Source organism: Streptomyces sp. VRA16 Mangrove soil (genome assembly GCF_017377775.1).
GTDB lineage: Bacteria > Actinomycetota > Actinomycetes > Streptomycetales > Streptomycetaceae > Streptomyces.
Window position 1 is genome coordinate 82,615 of record NZ_JAFVLN010000015.1, and the last position, 15,263, is coordinate 97,877.

Here is a 15,263-nt window from a genome sequence, read left to right on the forward strand (position 1 = left end):
CGAACTGACCGGCAGAGGACGGGAGTCGCTGGGTGACGAGTGTGAACGACGTACGGACCGAGGCATCGGACGACCAGCCCAGCGGCTACGCGGCGGCCCGGCTGCGCCTTCTCCAAGGAGAGGCGCAGTCCGGGCCGCCGCGCCGTTCGGCCCTGGCGGAGCTCACCGACGACTGGCTCACCGACCTGTTCGGCACGGGGACGGCCGGGGTCTCCCTCATCGCCGTCGGCGGATACGGACGCGGTGAGCTGTCCCCGCGCAGCGACCTCGATCTGCTCCTGCTGCACGACGGCACCGCGGACCCCGGCGAGATCGCCTCCCTCGCCGACCGCATCTGGTACCCCGTCTGGGACCTGGGGCTCGCCCTCGACCACTCGGTGCGCACCCCGGCCGAGGCCCGCAAGACCGCGGGCGACGACCTCAAGGTGCACCTGGGCCTGCTCGACGCCCGGCACATCGCGGGCGACCTCGGCCTGACGGCGGGCCTGCGCACCGCGGTCCTCGCCGACTGGCGCAACCAGGCGCCCAAGCGGCTCCCCGAGCTGCGCGAGATGTGCGAGGAACGGGCCGAGCGGCAGGGCGAGTTGCAGTACCTGCTCGAACCCGATCTGAAGGAGGCGCGCGGCGGCCTGCGGGACGCGACCGCGCTGCGGGCCGTCGCCGCGTCCTGGCTGGCGGACGCGCCCCGCGAGGGCCTCGCCGACGCGCGGCGCCGGCTCCTCGACGTACGCGACGCCCTGCACCTGACGACCGGCCGGGCCACCGACCGGCTCGCCCTCCAGGAGCAGGACCAGGTCGCCGCGGAACTCGGTCTGCTGGACGCCGACACCCTGCTGCGCCAGGTCTACGAGGCCGCGCGCACCATCTCGTACGCCAGCGATGTCACCTGGCGCGAGGTGAGCCGGGTGCTCAAGTCCCGTGCGGTGCGGCCCCGGCTGCGCGCGATGCTGGGCGGCGGGAAGTCCGCGCCCGTGGAGCGCTCGCCGCTCGCCGAGGGCGTCGTCGAGATGGACGGCGAGGCCGTGCTGGCGCTCGCCGCGAAGCCCGAGCGCGACCCGGTGCTCCCGCTGCGCGCCGCCGCCGCTGCCGCCCAGGCCGGACTGCCGCTGTCGCTGCACGCGGTGCGCCGGATGGCCGCCGCGGCCCGCCCGCTGCCCACGCCCTGGCCCGCCGAGGCCCGCGAACAGCTGGTGACGCTGCTCGGCGCAGGGCGCCCGACCGTGGAGGTCTGGGAGGCGCTGGAGGCCGAGGGGCTCATCACGCGGCTGCTGCCGGACTGGGAGCGGGTGCGGTGCCGGCCGCAGCGCAACGCCGTACACACCTGGACCGTCGACCGGCACCTGGTCGAAACCGCCGTCCAGGCAAGCGAGTTGACGCGCCGCGTGGGCCGGCCCGACCTGCTCCTCGTGGCGGCGCTGCTGCACGACATCGGCAAGGGATGGCCCGGCGACCACTCGGTCGCGGGCGAGATCATCACGCGGGACGTGGCCGCGCGGATCGGCTTCGACCGCGGCGATGTGGCCGTGCTCTCCACCGTCGTACGCCATCACCTGCTGCTCATCGAGACCGCGACGCGCCGCGACCTGGAGGACCCGGCGACCGTGCGGGCCGTCGCGGACGCGGTCGGTTCGGTGGGCACCCTGGAACTGCTGCACGCGCTCACCGAGGCGGACGCGCTGGCCACCGGGCCCGCCGCCTGGTCGTCCTGGCGCGGCTCGCTCGTCGCCGACCTGGTCAAACGGGTCTCGGCGGTGCTCGCCGGGGACGAACCCGCCGCCGAGGAGGCGGCTGCCGCGGCCGAGCCCACGGCGGAGCAGGAACGGCTGGCCGTGGAGGCGTTCCGCACCGGCGGGCCCGTGCTCGCGCTGCGGGCGCAGACCGAGGCCGCCGCCGACCCGTCCGACGAGCCCGAGCCGCTCGGCGTGGAACTCCTGATCGCCGTACCGGACCAGCCGGGCGTGCTGCCCGCCGTGGCCGGGGTCCTGGCGATGCACCGGCTGACCGTGCGCACCGCCGAGCTGCGGTCGCTGTCGCTGCCGGAGGGCGTGGCGGGCGCCGTCCTGCTGCTGAACTGGCGGGTCGCCGCCGAGTACGGCTCCCTGCCGCAGGCCGCCCGGCTGCGCGCCGATCTCGTCCGCGCCCTCGACGGGTCGCTCGACATCGCGGCCCGGCTCGCCGAGCGGGACGCCGCCTATCCGCGGCGGCGCGGCGTGGTGGCGCCGCCGGCCCGGGTCGCCGTGGCCTCGGCCGGATCCCGGCGCGCGACTGTGATCGAGGTGCGGGCCCAGGACGCGCCGGGGCTGCTGTTCCGGATCGGGCGGGCGCTGGAGGCGTCCGGCGTGCGGGTGCGCTCCGCGCACGTGTCGACGCTGGGGGCCAACGCGGTGGACGCGTTCTATGTCACCGGGCCCGAAGGGGCGCCGCTGCCTTCCGAGGAGGCGGTGTCCGTGGCCAAGGGGTTGGAGGGGGCGCTGCGCTCTTAGCGCCTTTGGGAACGGGGGCGCGCGAAGGGTGGCGTGCGCCGCCGGAGGCGAGTTGCCCGCGCTCCGCGGCGGTGCCGTGAATCGATACGGTCCCGCGCCCCTGGCGGGGCCCTTCCGACCAGGCCGCTGACCATGTCCCCGGGGCCCGATACCCTGGAGGGCGACCTGTCCCTAAGCCCACCGACCCGAGGATTCGCGACCGCCGTGTTCGACACTCTTTCCGATCGCCTCGCAGCGACATTCAAGAACCTCCGCGGCAAAGGCCGGCTGAGCGAAGCGGACATCGACGCCACGGCCCGCGAGATCCGTATCGCGCTGCTCGAGGCCGACGTCGCCCTGCCCGTCGTCCGCGCCTTCATCAAGCAGGTCAAGGAGCGCGCCACCGGCGTCGAGGTCTCCCAGGCGCTGAACCCCGCCCAGCAGGTCATCAAGATCGTCAACGAGGAGCTCATCGGCATCCTCGGCGGCGAGACCCGCAGGCTGCGGTTCGCCAAGACCGGCCCGACCGTGATCATGCTCGCCGGTCTGCAGGGTGCCGGTAAGACCACCCTCGCCGGAAAGCTCGGTCTGTGGCTCAAGAGCCAGGGGCACTCGCCGCTGCTCGTCGCCTGTGACCTCCAGCGCCCGAACGCCGTGAACCAGCTGAGCGTCGTCGCCGAGCGCGCCGGCGTCGGCGTCTACGCGCCCCAGCCGGGCAACGGCGTGGGCGACCCGGTCCAGGTCGCCAAGGACTCCATCGAGTACGCCAAGTCCAAGGTGTACGACGTGGTCATCGTCGACACCGCCGGCCGTCTCGGCATCGACCAGGAGCTGATGCAGCAGGCCGCGGACATCCGCGACGCCGTCAGCCCCGACGAGGTCCTCTTCGTCGTCGACGCCATGATCGGTCAGGACGCGGTCAACACGGCCGAGGCGTTCCGCGACGGCGTCGGCTTCGACGGCGTGGTGCTCTCCAAGCTCGACGGTGACGCCCGTGGTGGTGCCGCCCTGTCGATCGCGCACGTCACCGGCCGCCAGATCATGTTCGCCTCGAACGGCGAGAAGCTGGACGACTTCGACGCGTTCCACCCGGACCGCATGGCGTCCCGCATCCTCGGCATGGGCGACATGCTCACGCTGATCGAGAAGGCCGAGCAGACCTTCTCGCAGCAGGAGGCCGAGAAGATGGCCTCCAAGCTGGCCTCCAAGAAGGGCCAGGACTTCACGCTCGACGACTTCCTGGCCCAGATGGAGCAGGTCAGGAAGATGGGCTCGATCTCGAAGCTGCTCGGGATGCTCCCGGGCATGAACCAGATCAAGGACCAGATCAACAACCTCGACGAGCGCGACGTCGACCGCACTGCCGCCATCATCAAGTCGATGACCCCGGCCGAGCGCCAGGAGCCGACGATCATCAACGGCTCGCGCCGGGCCCGTATCGCCAAGGGTTCCGGTGTCGAGGTCAGCGCGGTCAAGAACCTGGTCGAGCGGTTCTTCGAGGCCCGCAAGATGATGTCCCGCATGGCCCAGGGCGGCGGGATGCCGGGGATGCCCGGGATGCCGGGCATGGGCGGCGGTGCGGGGCGCACGAAGAAGCAGCCCAAGAAGGCCAAGGGCAAGCAGCGCTCCGGCAACCCGATGAAGCGCAAGCAGCAGGAGCAGGAGGAGGCCGCCCGCCGCGCGGCCGCCGCCGAGTCCGGTGGCGCGCTCGGCCTGCCCGGTGCGGGCCAGCAGCAGGCCAAGGACTTCGAGCTCCCCGACGAGTTCAAGAAGTTCATGGGCTGACCTGCGAGGACACGCCTGTCGTAGGCGGCTGAAGGGCCCGGAACCGGTTCGGTTCCGGGCCCTTCGCACTGCTCTTCCCGGGTGGCGAGGATGTCCGATCTGTGCGCTGATGGGCCCAAGGATCAAGGGACATCGGCAGTCTGCGGCAGGAGGACAGAGGCGTGGCGAACCCGGTACCCCCGCGCGATCGGACCGATCAGCCCTGGCGCTCGGAAGGGGCACCGCCCCCGCCGCCCTCGCAGCCGCCCAAGCGCCGGATGCCCGGCGGCTGGGGGAGCCTGATCCTGACGGCCCTGGTCGTCTACCTCATCGCCAACCTGGTCCTGTCCTTCTTCAACCGGGGCGACGAGCCGACGATCTCGTACACCGAGTTCAGCAAGCAGGTCGCCAACGACAACGTCACCAAGATCTACGCCAAGGGCGACGCGATCCAGGGCCAGCTCAAGAAGGAGCAGCCCACCCCGGACGACAGCGACAGCAGCAGCAAGAACTACACGAAGTTCACGACGCAGCGCCCGTCCTTCGCGGACGACGACCTCTGGGCGAACCTGGAGAAGCACGACGTCGTCGTCACGGCCGAACCGGTCGTCCAGGAGCGCAGCTTCCTCGCCAATCTGCTCATCTCGCTCGCCCCGATGCTGCTCCTCGTAGTGCTGTGGATCTTCATCGCGCGGCGGATGAGCCAGGGCATGGGCGGCGGCGCGGGCGGCATGCTCGGCCGCAAACAGCCGCCGAAACCGGTCGAGCTGGAACCCGGCAAGAAGCGCACGACGTTCGAGGACGTCGCCGGTATCGACGAGGTCGCGGGCGAGCTGGGCGACGTCGTGGACTTCCTGAAGAACCCCGACGAGTACCGCAAGATGGGCGCCAAGATGCCGCGCGGCGTGCTGCTCGCGGGCCCGCCCGGAACCGGTAAGACGCTGCTCGCGCGGGCGGTCGCGGGGGAGGCGGGCGTCCCGTTCTTCTCGGCCTCGGCCTCCGAGTTCATCGAGATGATCGTCGGCGTCGGCGCCTCGCGTGTGCGCGAACTGTTCGCCGAGGCCCGCAAGGTCGCGCCCTCGATCATCTTCATCGACGAGATCGACACCATCGGCCGGGCCCGCGGCGGCGGCTCCGGCATGGGCGGCCACGACGAGCGCGAGCAGACCCTGAACCAGATCCTCACCGAGATGGACGGCTTCTCCGGTTCCGAGGGCGTCATCGTCATCGCCGCCACCAACCGCGCCGACGTCCTCGACCCGGCGCTGACCCGGCCCGGCCGCTTCGACCGGATCGTCAATGTCTCGCCGCCCGACCGCGGCGGCCGCGAGGCGATCCTCAAGATCCACACGCGGGCGATCCCGCTCGCCGACGACGTGGACCTCGCGCAGGTGGCCCGTACGACACCGGGCATGACCGGCGCCGAACTCTCCAACCTCGCCAACGAGGCCGCCCTGCTCGCCGTCAAGCGCAAGCAGCAGGAGGTCACGCAGACCGATCTCTCCGAGGCGCTGGAGAAGGTCCAGCTGGGCGCCGAACGGCCGCTCGTCATGCCCGACGAGGAGCGCCGGCGCACCGCGTACCACGAGAGCGGGCACGCCCTGCTCGGCATGCTGCAGCCCGGCGCCGACCCGGTCCGCAAGATCACCATCGTGCCGCGCGGCCGCGCCCTCGGCGTCACGCTGTCCACGCCGGACTCCGACAAGTACGCGTACACGGAGGAGTACCTGCGCGGCCGCATCATCGGCGCCCTCGGCGGTATGGCGGCCGAGCAGGTCGTCTACGGGGTCATCACGACCGGAGCCGAGAACGACCTGGAGCAGGTGACGAACATCGCCCGCGGCATGGTCGGCCGCTGGGGCATGAGCGAGAAGGTCGGCCGTCTGTCGGCGCTGCCGAACGACGCCCAGCAGGCGTACGGACTCTCCGCCGCCCCCGACACCCTGGACACGATCGACGGCGAGATGCGCCGCATCGTGGACGAGTGCTACGACGAGGCGTGCCGCAAACTGCGCGACCACCGCGACCAGTTGGACGCACTGGCGGCCGCGCTCCTGGAGAACGAGACCCTGGAGGAGGCGGACGCCTACCGGGTCGCCGGCGTCACCCGGCTCACCAAGGACTGACCCGGCCGGCCCCGCCGCCGGTCAGACGGTGCGGGCGATCAGGTACCGGAACACATTGGGCATCCACACCGTGCCGTCCTGGCGCAGATACGGCTGCAGTGCCTCCGTCACCTCCTTGTCGACCTGCGTCGGATCCGTGGCGCCCACCGCCGCGTCGAACAGCCCGGTGGACAGCAGTCCCTTGACCGCGCTCTCCGTGTCCGCGTAGCCGAAGGGGCATGCCACCCGGCCCGAGCCGTCGGGGCGCAGCCCGGCCCGGTGGGCGACCTCCTCCAGGTCGTCGCGCAGCGCGGGCCGCCAGCTGCCCGCACTGCGCAGCGGGTCGGCCAGCTTGGTGGCCACGCGCAGGACGGACGACGTGGTGCAGCGCTCAGGCGGACCCCATCCGACGAGCACCACGGCGGCGCCCCGCTCGGCGAGCGGCGCGGCGCTCTCCAGGAGTGAGGAGAGCCCCTCCGCGTCACCGGCCGTGCAACCGATCGGCTGGAAGGCGGTGATGATGTCGTACGGGGTGGCGTCGGGCCCGGCCACGACGGCGTCGTCGCTGCCGTCGGTGAGCCGGACGGATGCGGTACGCGCCCGGGGGCGCTGCCCCTCCAAGGCGTCGGGCAGCAGACGCTCACGGGCGAGGGCGAGCCGCTCCGGTTCGACGGCCTCGACCCCGGTCACGGCCGCCCCGCGGGACGCGGCCATGAGCAGGGCGAGACCGGAACCGCAGCCGAGGCCCAGCAGACGGGTGCCGGGACCGACCTCGAGCCGCTCGTACACCGCTTCGTAGAGCGGGACCAGCATCCGTTCCTGGATCTCCGCCCAGTCACGCGCGCGTGCGCACAGGTCCGCGCGCGGCACGGACGCCGCGTGAGGAAGGTGTCGCTGCACGAGCGTAGGTGTCATCGAAAGTTCCCCAATTCACCGAGAGATGCCGAGAGTTGTCGCCGATGCGTATGGACCGTGTTCGCGCGCTCCTCGCACTCCCCCCGTATGCCAGAAAACTCCGCATCGTCCGCCGCGTCTAGGGGGTGTCGGGCAGGCGTACGCACAATGCGCGCGTGCCCCGTCGTGCGCCCCCCTGGGGTCATATGACGCGTGCACGCGGGGGCATACGGGCGAAAAGGATTCGAGTACTCCGCAGCCCGCGCCCTAGCATGCGCGCCATGGCCAAAGCCCCTGTACTCACGCCCCAGGCGGAAGATTTCCCGCGCTGGTACCAGGACCTGATCTCCAAGGCCGAACTGGCCGACAACGGGCCGGTGCGCGGCACGATGGTGATCCGACCGTACGGCTACGGCCTGTGGGAGCGGATGCAGCAGGACATGGACGCGCGTATCAAGGAGACGGGCACGCAGAACGCGTACTTCCCGCTCCTGATCCCGCAGTCGTACCTGGTGAAGGAGGCCGACCACGTCGAGGGCTTCGCGCCCGAGCTGGCCGTGGTCACCCACGGCGGCGGCAAGGAGCTGGAGGAGCCGGCCGTCGTCCGCCCCACCTCCGAGATGATCATCAACGCCTCCTTCGCGAAGTGGGTGCAGAGCTACCGAGATCTGCCGCTGCTCATCAACCAGTGGGCCAACGTGGTCCGCTGGGAACTGCGGCCGCGGCTCTTCCTGCGCACGACGGAATTCCTCTGGCAGGAGGGGCACACGGCGCACGCGACCTACGAGGAGGCGCGCGACTTCGCGGCGCGCATCCACCGGCACGTGTACGCGGACTTCATGGAGAACGTTCTCGCCATGGACGTCCTCCTGGGACGCAAGACGCCCAAGGAGCGCTTCGCGGGCGCCATCAACACCCTCACGCTGGAAGGGATGATGGGCGACGGCAAGGCCCTCCAGATGGGGACCAGCCATGAACTCGGCCAGAATTTCGCCAAGGCGTTCGGCACGCAGTACTTGTCGAAGGAGGGCAAGCAGGAGCTCGTCTGGCAGACCTCCTGGGGCTCGACGACCCGCATGATCGGCGCCCTGGTGATGATGCACGGCGACGACAACGGCCTCAGGGTCCCGCCGCGCCTCGCCCCCACCCAGGTCGTCGTGCTCGCCATCAAGGACGACGAGGCGGTGCTCGCCAAGGTGCGTGAGATCGGTGCCGCGCTCAAGGCGGCCGGGATCCGGGTCCAGGTCGACGACCGCACGGACACCCCCTTCGGGAGGCGGGCCGTCGACTGGGAGCTCAAGGGCGTCCCCGTCCGCGTGGAGATCGGCCCGCGCGACCTGGAGAGCGGCACCGCGATGCTGGCCCGGCGCATCCCCGGCGGCAAGGAGCCGGTCGCGATCGACGCGCTCGCCGGACTGCTGCCGGGCCTCCTCGAAGAGGACCAGGCCCTCCTCCTGAAGCAGTCGCGCGACCGCCGCACGTCCCGGACCAGCGACGTCGCCACCGTCGACGAGGCCGTCGAGGCGACCGCGGCCGGCGGCTGGGCGCGCATCCCGTGGGCCACGCTCGGCGAGGCGGGGGAGGCGCGGCTCGCCGAGCACGCGGTGTCCGTACGGTGTCTGCTCGCCGCGGACGGGTCGGTGCCGGAGGCCGACGACGCACCCGGTAACGTCGCCGTCGTGGCGCGCGCCTACTGAGGCCGAATGTGACCCTTGTACATCTGACGCCCCGGCGCGCGGTCCCGTCTACGCGCCGGGGCGTACGTGTTACTACGCACCACCTTGGTGTGAGCTGTGAGGCTTCTCCGCAGATCAGCGCACCCGCCCTCGTCAGGACGCATCAGCGGCAACTGACTGGTACGTGCAAATTATTTGGGATGCCCCGGAATAGGAACACGGAGGCACCCCGGCTCGTTGTCACGACGTGAGCACGACACCACCTGTTCTCGCCGCAGAGCTGGCAGGGGCGTGGGCCGACATTCAGCGGCACCACCCCGAACTGCCGGATCTTGCCGCGCCCGAATCCCTGATCGGGGAGTCGTCGTCCGCCTGCGGACACGAGCTCTCCTTCGAGCGACTCCTCCATGAGGCAGTCCACGGCATCGCAGCCGCGCGCGGAATCCGCGACACCTCGCGCGCCGGCCGGTACCACAACCGCAGATTCCTCGCCATCGCCGAGGAGCTCGGCCTCGACCATCCCGACGAGCCGCACCCCAGCAGCGGCTTCTCGCTGGTCACGCTGAACTCCGAGGCGAAGCAGCGCTACCGGCAGACGATCGAGCGGCTCCAGCGCGCGCTGAAGGCGCACACGGTGGCGACGGCCGCGGACACCAAGCGCAGCTTCCGCGGCCCGGCCGCGCGGCACGGCTCCTCCGGGGGCGGCGTCCGCGTCAAGGCCGTCTGCGACTGCGGCCGCAATGTCCGCGTCGTGCCCTCGGTGCTCGCCCAGGCGCCGATCGTGTGCGGTGGGTGCGGCAAGCCGTTCCGCATCCCGGAGGTCGTCGGCGCCGCCGCGAGCTGACCTCCTGGTAGGGCGGTCGGACGCGGGTTCGGCCGCCCCGTCGGGGTGTGGCACAATGGCTAGCTGTACTCGACAGTCGCACAGGACCCCTCTCTCCTCCGGCTGACGCGTCCATCGGGCACTCGGGTACCGCAACCCCACGCGGCAATCTCGCCGTGCCCACCCACGTCAAGACCAGGAGACACCACTCCCGTGGCAGTCAAGATCAAGCTGAAGCGTCTGGGCAAGATCCGTTCGCCTCACTACCGCATCGTCGTCGCCGACTCCCGTACCCGCCGTGACGGCCGGGCCATCGAGGAGATCGGTCTGTACCACCCGGTGCAGAACCCCTCGCGCATCGAGGTCGACTCGGAGCGCGCGCAGTACTGGCTGGGTGTCGGCGCGCAGCCGACCGAGCCGGTTCTCGCCATCCTGAAGCTCACCGGTGACTGGCAGAAGCACAAGGGTCTGCCGGCCCCGGAGCCGCTGAAGGTCGCCGAGCCGAAGGCCGCCCGCCCCTCCTTCGAGGCGCTGGCCACGGCCGACGAGCCCAAGGGTGAGGCCATCACCCAGAAGAAGAAGGCTGAGAAGAAGGACGAGGCCGCTGAGGCTGCGTCCGAGTCGACCGAGGCCTGAGCATGCTCGAGGAGGCTCTTGAGCACCTCGTGAAGGGCATTGTCGACAACCCCGACGATGTGCAGGTCGCCTCGCGCAACCTGCGCCGTGGGCGCGTGCTGGAGGTCCGGGTCCACCCCGACGACCTCGGCAAGGTGATCGGCCGCAACGGCCGCACCGCGCGTGCTCTGCGTACCGTCGTGGGCGCCATCGGCGGCCGCGGTGTCCGCGTCGACCTCGTCGACGTGGACCAGGTCCGCTGACAAAGTTGAACACCGGCTCGGGCCGGGGAGGGCCTCAGGGCCGTCCCCGGCCTTAGTCGTATGACAGGAGACACTGCACGTGCAGCTGGTAGTAGGGCGCATCGGCCGCGCCCACGGCATCAAGGGTGAAGTGACCATCGAGGTGCGCACCGACGAGCCGGAGCTGCGGCTCGGCCCCGGCGCCGTCCTCGCGACCGACCCCGCCGCCACGGGACCGCTCACCATCGAGACCGGCCGGGTGCACTCCGGCCGGCTGCTGCTGCGCTTCGAGGGCGTACGCGACCGGACCGCGGCCGAGGCGCTGCGCAACACCCTGCTGATCGCCGAGGTCGACCCGAACGAACTCCCCGAGGAAGAGGACGAGTTCTACGACCACCAGCTCATGGACCTCGACATCGTCACCACCGACGGCACCGAGGTCGGGCGCATCACGGAGATCTCGCACCTGCCCTCGCAGGACCTGTTCATCGTGGAGCGGCCCGACGGCAGCGAGGTCATGATCCCGTTCGTCGAGGAGATCGTCGTCGAGATCGACCTCGAGGAGCAGAAGGCCGTCATCGACCCGCCGCCCGGCCTCATCGACGACCGCGCCGAGACCGTCTCCTCCCGCGAGGACTCCGGGAAGGCCGACGACTGATGCGCCTCGATGTCGTCACGATCTTCCCCGAGTACCTGGAACCGCTGAACGTCTCGCTCGTCGGCAAGGCACGCGCGCGTGGTCAACTCGACGTCCACGTGCACGACTTGCGGCAGTGGACGCACGACCGGCACAACACGGTCGACGACACCCCCTACGGCGGCGGCCCCGGCATGGTCATGAAGACCGACCCGTGGGGCGACTGCCTCGACGACGTCCTCGCCGACGGGTACGAGGACGGGGCGCACGGCCCCGTCCTGGTCGTTCCCACGCCCTCCGGGCGCCCCTTCACCCAGGAACTCGCCGTCGAGCTCTCCGAGCGCCCCTGGCTGGTCTTCACGCCCGCGCGCTACGAGGGCATCGACCGGCGCGTCATCGACGAGTACGCGACCCGTATGCCGGTCTACGAGGTCTCCATCGGGGACTACGTGCTCGCGGGCGGGGAGGCCGCCGTTCTGGTCGTCACGGAGGCCGTGGCCCGCCTGCTGCCGGGTGTCCTCGGCAACGCGGCCTCGCACCAGGACGACTCCTTCGCGCCCGGCGCCATGGCGAACCTCCTCGAAGGGCCCGTCTACACCAAGCCGCCCGAGTGGCGCGGCCGGGACATCCCCGAGGTGCTGCTCAGCGGCCACCACGGCAAGATCGCCCGCTGGCGCAGGGACGAGGCGCTGCGCCGCACCACCCGCAACCGGCCCGACCTGATCGAGCGCACCGACCCCAAGGCCTTCGACAAGAAGGACCGCGAAATGCTCTCGATCCTGGGCTGGGGTCCGGGCCCCGACGGCCGATTTGGGCCCATGGCCCCGGCCATGGAAGAATAGGCCGCTGCTGTACGTCCAACCTGCGCCCCTGCCACAGGGGGACATGACGCAGGCCCGACGCGATCAGCTACCGAAACTCATCACTTATCTCCCGCCGATGACCTGTGGCATGGGCGAAGAAAGCAGACGATCATGTCTCACCTGCTCGACTCCGTCGACTCCGCGTCGCTGCGCAGCGACATCCCGGCCTTCCGCCCGGGTGACACCGTCAACGTCCACGTCCGCGTCATCGAGGGCAACCGCTCCCGTGTGCAGCAGTTCAAGGGCGTAGTCATCCGCCGCCAGGGCGCCGGTGTCCGCGAGACCTTCACGGTCCGCAAGGTCTCCTTCTCCGTCGGCGTCGAGCGCACCTTCCCGGTGCACACCCCGATCGTCGAGAAGATCGAGCTCGTCACCAAGGGTGACGTCCGTCGCGCCAAGCTGTACTACCTGCGCGAGCTGCGCGGCAAGGCTGCGAAGATCAAGGAGAAGCGCGAGAACTGATCTCGCGTTCGGAGTCACAGCGCCGCCGGATAGCATCTGGCCTCGATGGACACCGAAGCACAGCATGTGGAGCGCGACCGCTCCTCCCAGCCCGACGAGCACGCCTCGGAGGGCGAGGAGGACCGGTCGCGCTCCTCTTTGCTTTCCCGGGCCGTGGCCGCCGCGGCGGACTGGCTGCCCGGCGGCCGCATCACGCTCGCGCTGCTGACCGGCCTCGTGCTGCTGCTGGCCTTCAGCGTCTTCGTGATGCAGCCGTTCCAGATTCCCAGCGGCTCGATGGAGTCCACATTGAGGGTCGGGGACCGCGTTCTCGTAAATAAGTTGGCGTACCGTTTCGGTGCCGAGCCGAAGCGTGGGGACGTGGTCGTCTTCGACGGCGACGGGTACTTCGGTGACGCCGACTACATCAAGCGTGTCGTGGGCGTGGGGGGAGACCATGTGGTCTGCTGCGACAGCAAGGGGAGGATCGAGGTGAACGGGCAGTCCGTGGACGAGCGCTCCCTCCTGTACGCCGGGGACGCGCCTTCGGAGGCGGCGTTCGACATCAAGGTTCCCGACGGCACCCTCTTCCTCCTCGGTGACCACCGCAGCGACTCCCGTGACTCCCGGGACCTCATGGGCGCGCCCGGCGGCGGCTTCCTCCCGCTCGACCACGTGATCGGCAAGGCCGAGTGGGTCGCCTGGCCGTCGGGACACTGGCGCTCCCTGTCGCGTGCGGACGTCTACGCGCGCGTGCCCGCTCCCGGCGGCTTGCATGGGTAGGCGGGGCAAGGCCCGCACGGGCCACCGCACCGACGATCAGCTGCCCACGGGGAGCCGGCGCGCCGCGGGGCGCGCGCCCGCCAGCCGGGTCGAGCGGCGCAAGCTCGCCCGCAAGGTGAAGCGCAAGCGCAGGCGTTCCGCGCTCAAGGAGATCCCCCTCCTCATAGGCGTGGCCCTGCTCATAGCCCTGGTCCTCAAGACCTTCCTCGTCCAGGCCTTCGTGATCCCGTCCGGCTCCATGGAGCAGACGATCAAGATCGGCGACCGGGTTGTGGTCGACAAGCTCACCCCCTGGTTCGGTGCCGAGGTGCACCGCGGCGACGTCGTCGTCTTCAAGGACCCCGGTCAGTGGCTCTCGGCCGAGACGGGCGAGAAGAAGGACCCGCCGGTCGGCGTGAAGCAGATCAAGGAGGGGCTGACCTGGATCGGTCTGCTGCCCTCCGACAACGACCGCGACCTGATCAAGCGGGTCGTGGGCGTCGGCGGCGACACCGTGAAGTGCTGCGACAAGCAGGGCCGCGTCACCGTGAACGGGACGCCGCTGAACGAGACGTCGTACATCCACCCCGGCAACACCCCTTCCAAGTTCGATTTTTCGGTGAAGGTTCCCGAGGGCCGGCTGTTCGTGATGGGCGACCACCGCGCCAACTCGGCGGACTCCCGCTACCACCTCAGCGAGGCGTACCACGGCACCGTCTCCGAGGACTCGGTCGTCGGACGGGCCCGCGCCATCGTCTGGCCGATCGGCAACTGGACCACGCTCAAGGAGCCCGAGACGTTCTCGGCCGTGGCCGACGCGCAAGGCGACGGGTCGGCCTCCGCGTCCGGCGCGTCGCATAAGGTGGCCACCACGAACAGCGTCGTCACGGGTTCGAACACATCGGATTCGGACGGAATGATCCCCCTCCCGACCCCTGCGGAACTCCCGCTCGTTATGGGAGTGGTGGGCCTGTATCGCGCAGGGATCAGGCAGCGGCACGGAGTGAGGAGTGGATGTGGGGGACTTGGCGGTCGGCGCACGGTCAGGGCAGGGGCCCGAAGAGCAGCCCGAGCGATCCGACGACGCGGCGAGTCCGGCCGTGACGGACCAGGGGCCGGCCGACGGTGACGGCGCGGAGGCGGCCGCCGGGGACGGCGGCGAGAGCAAGCAGCAGAAGAAGCCCCGCTCCTTCTGGAAGGAGCTGCCGCTCCTCATCGGTATCGCGCTGGTTCTGGCCCTGCTGATCAAGACGTTCCTGGTCCAGGCGTTCTCCATCCCGTCCGCGTCGATGGAGAACACGCTGAAGATCGGCGACCGGGTGCTCGTCGACAAGCTCACGCCGTGGTTCGGGTCGAAGCCCGAGCGCGGCGAGGTGATCGTCTTCCACGACCCGGACGGCTGGCTCGAGGGCGAGCCGACCTCGGATCCGAACGCGGTGCAGCAGGTCCTGAGCTGGATCGGCCTGATGCCGTCCGCCGACGAGAAGGACCTCATCAAGCGCGTCATCGGCGTCGGGGGCGACACCGTCGAGTGCAACGGCACCGGCCCGCTCAAGGTCAACGGCAAGGCGCTGAACGAGCCGTACGTGTACCCGGGCAACACCCCGTGCACCGCTGACAACGGGGGCGGGACGTTCAAGGTGAAGGTACCCGCGGGCAAAGTTTGGGTCATGGGTGACCACCGTCAGGACTCGATGGACTCCCGTTACCACCAGAGCGACAAGAACAGCGGCTTCGTCCCGGTCGACAACGTAGTGGGCCGTGCCATCGTCGTCGCCTGGCCGCCCACGCACTGGTCCACGCTGCCGGTCCCGGACACCTTCGACCAGTCCGGTATCAACGCGGCGGCGAGCGCGGCTCCGGGTGCGCTCGGCCTGGCGGGCGCGGTGCCGCTGGTGCTGTGGCGCAGGCGCAAGATCAACAAGAGCCTTACCGAGGGAAACACCGGGGTTTCTGCGACCGGTACCGCCGGGTAGGGT

The 15,263-nt window shown here is 70.6% G+C and carries 14 protein-coding genes; 13 read left to right on the top strand and 1 reads right to left on the bottom strand.

Annotated features, from left to right (window positions below):
* Nucleotides 1–32: 32 nt before the first annotated feature.
* The 3 genes from J3486_RS32385 (at nucleotide 33) to ftsH (ending at nucleotide 6,352) form a co-directional block, all read left to right on the top strand.
* Nucleotides 33–2,483, top strand: a complete 2,451-nt coding sequence (locus J3486_RS32385) for a [protein-PII] uridylyltransferase (RefSeq protein WP_207826813.1) — start codon at nucleotides 33–35, stop codon at nucleotides 2,481–2,483.
* A 204-nt stretch (nucleotides 2,484–2,687) separates the two neighbouring features.
* On the top strand, nucleotides 2,688–4,247 hold the full coding sequence (gene ffh / locus J3486_RS32390) for a signal recognition particle protein (RefSeq protein ID WP_207826815.1): 1,560 nt from the start codon (nucleotides 2,688–2,690) through the stop codon (nucleotides 4,245–4,247).
* 161 nt (nucleotides 4,248–4,408) lie between these two features.
* A complete protein-coding gene (ftsH, locus tag J3486_RS32395) occupies nucleotides 4,409–6,352 on the top strand; it encodes an ATP-dependent zinc metalloprotease FtsH (protein ID WP_207826817.1) in 1,944 nt (647 codons plus the stop codon).
* A gap of 21 nt (nucleotides 6,353–6,373) precedes the next feature.
* On the opposite strand, the gene J3486_RS32400 is transcribed toward ftsH, so the two are convergent.
* Nucleotides 6,374–7,246, bottom strand: a complete 873-nt coding sequence (locus tag J3486_RS32400) for an SAM-dependent methyltransferase (RefSeq protein ID WP_207826819.1) — start codon at nucleotides 7,244–7,246, stop codon at nucleotides 6,374–6,376.
* A 260-nt stretch (nucleotides 7,247–7,506) separates the two neighbouring features.
* Between J3486_RS32400 and proS the strand changes: the two genes are divergently transcribed.
* The 10 genes from proS to lepB (J3486_RS32450) all read left to right on the top strand — a co-directional run bounded on the left by proS (nucleotide 7,507) and on the right by lepB (J3486_RS32450) (nucleotide 15,260).
* Nucleotides 7,507–8,922: a proline--tRNA ligase gene (proS, locus tag J3486_RS32405; protein WP_207826821.1), complete on the top strand. Its 1,416-nt coding sequence runs from the start codon at nucleotides 7,507–7,509 to the stop codon at nucleotides 8,920–8,922.
* A 226-nt stretch (nucleotides 8,923–9,148) separates the two neighbouring features.
* A complete protein-coding gene (locus tag J3486_RS32410; protein WP_207826823.1) occupies nucleotides 9,149–9,745 on the top strand; it encodes a hypothetical protein in 597 nt (198 codons plus the stop codon).
* A 192-nt stretch (nucleotides 9,746–9,937) separates the two neighbouring features.
* Nucleotides 9,938–10,360, top strand: coding sequence for a 30S ribosomal protein S16 (rpsP, locus tag J3486_RS32415; protein ID WP_207826826.1), 423 nt, complete (start codon nucleotides 9,938–9,940; stop codon nucleotides 10,358–10,360).
* Between the two features lie 2 nt (nucleotides 10,361–10,362).
* Nucleotides 10,363–10,602: an RNA-binding protein gene (locus J3486_RS32420; protein ID WP_014176063.1), complete on the top strand. Its 240-nt coding sequence runs from the start codon at nucleotides 10,363–10,365 to the stop codon at nucleotides 10,600–10,602.
* 79 nt (nucleotides 10,603–10,681) lie between these two features.
* Complete coding sequence (gene rimM, locus J3486_RS32425) at nucleotides 10,682–11,239, top strand: ribosome maturation factor RimM (protein ID WP_207826828.1); 558 nt, start codon at nucleotides 10,682–10,684, stop codon at nucleotides 11,237–11,239.
* Nucleotides 11,239–12,060 (top strand): tRNA (guanosine(37)-N1)-methyltransferase TrmD, encoded by an 822-nt coding sequence (trmD, locus tag J3486_RS32430; protein ID WP_207826830.1) that lies wholly within the window; start codon nucleotides 11,239–11,241, stop codon nucleotides 12,058–12,060. Before rimM ends, trmD begins: the two co-directional genes overlap by 1 nt.
* A 132-nt stretch (nucleotides 12,061–12,192) precedes the next feature.
* The gene (gene rplS, locus J3486_RS32435; RefSeq protein ID WP_037886451.1) at nucleotides 12,193–12,543 is read left to right on the top strand and encodes a 50S ribosomal protein L19; all 351 of its coding nucleotides are present in this window, start codon (nucleotides 12,193–12,195) and stop codon (nucleotides 12,541–12,543) included.
* A 45-nt stretch (nucleotides 12,544–12,588) separates the two neighbouring features.
* The gene (gene lepB, locus J3486_RS32440) at nucleotides 12,589–13,305 is read left to right on the top strand and encodes a signal peptidase I (protein ID WP_207826833.1); all 717 of its coding nucleotides are present in this window, start codon (nucleotides 12,589–12,591) and stop codon (nucleotides 13,303–13,305) included.
* Nucleotides 13,298–14,413, top strand: coding sequence for a signal peptidase I (gene lepB / locus J3486_RS32445; protein ID WP_207826835.1), 1,116 nt, complete (start codon nucleotides 13,298–13,300; stop codon nucleotides 14,411–14,413). The genes lepB (J3486_RS32440) and lepB (J3486_RS32445) overlap by 8 nt, the downstream gene beginning before the upstream one ends.
* On the top strand, nucleotides 14,301–15,260 hold the full coding sequence (lepB, locus tag J3486_RS32450) for a signal peptidase I (protein ID WP_207826837.1): 960 nt from the start codon (nucleotides 14,301–14,303) through the stop codon (nucleotides 15,258–15,260). The genes lepB (J3486_RS32445) and lepB (J3486_RS32450) overlap by 113 nt, the downstream gene beginning before the upstream one ends.
* Nucleotides 15,261–15,263 lie beyond the last annotated feature (3 nt).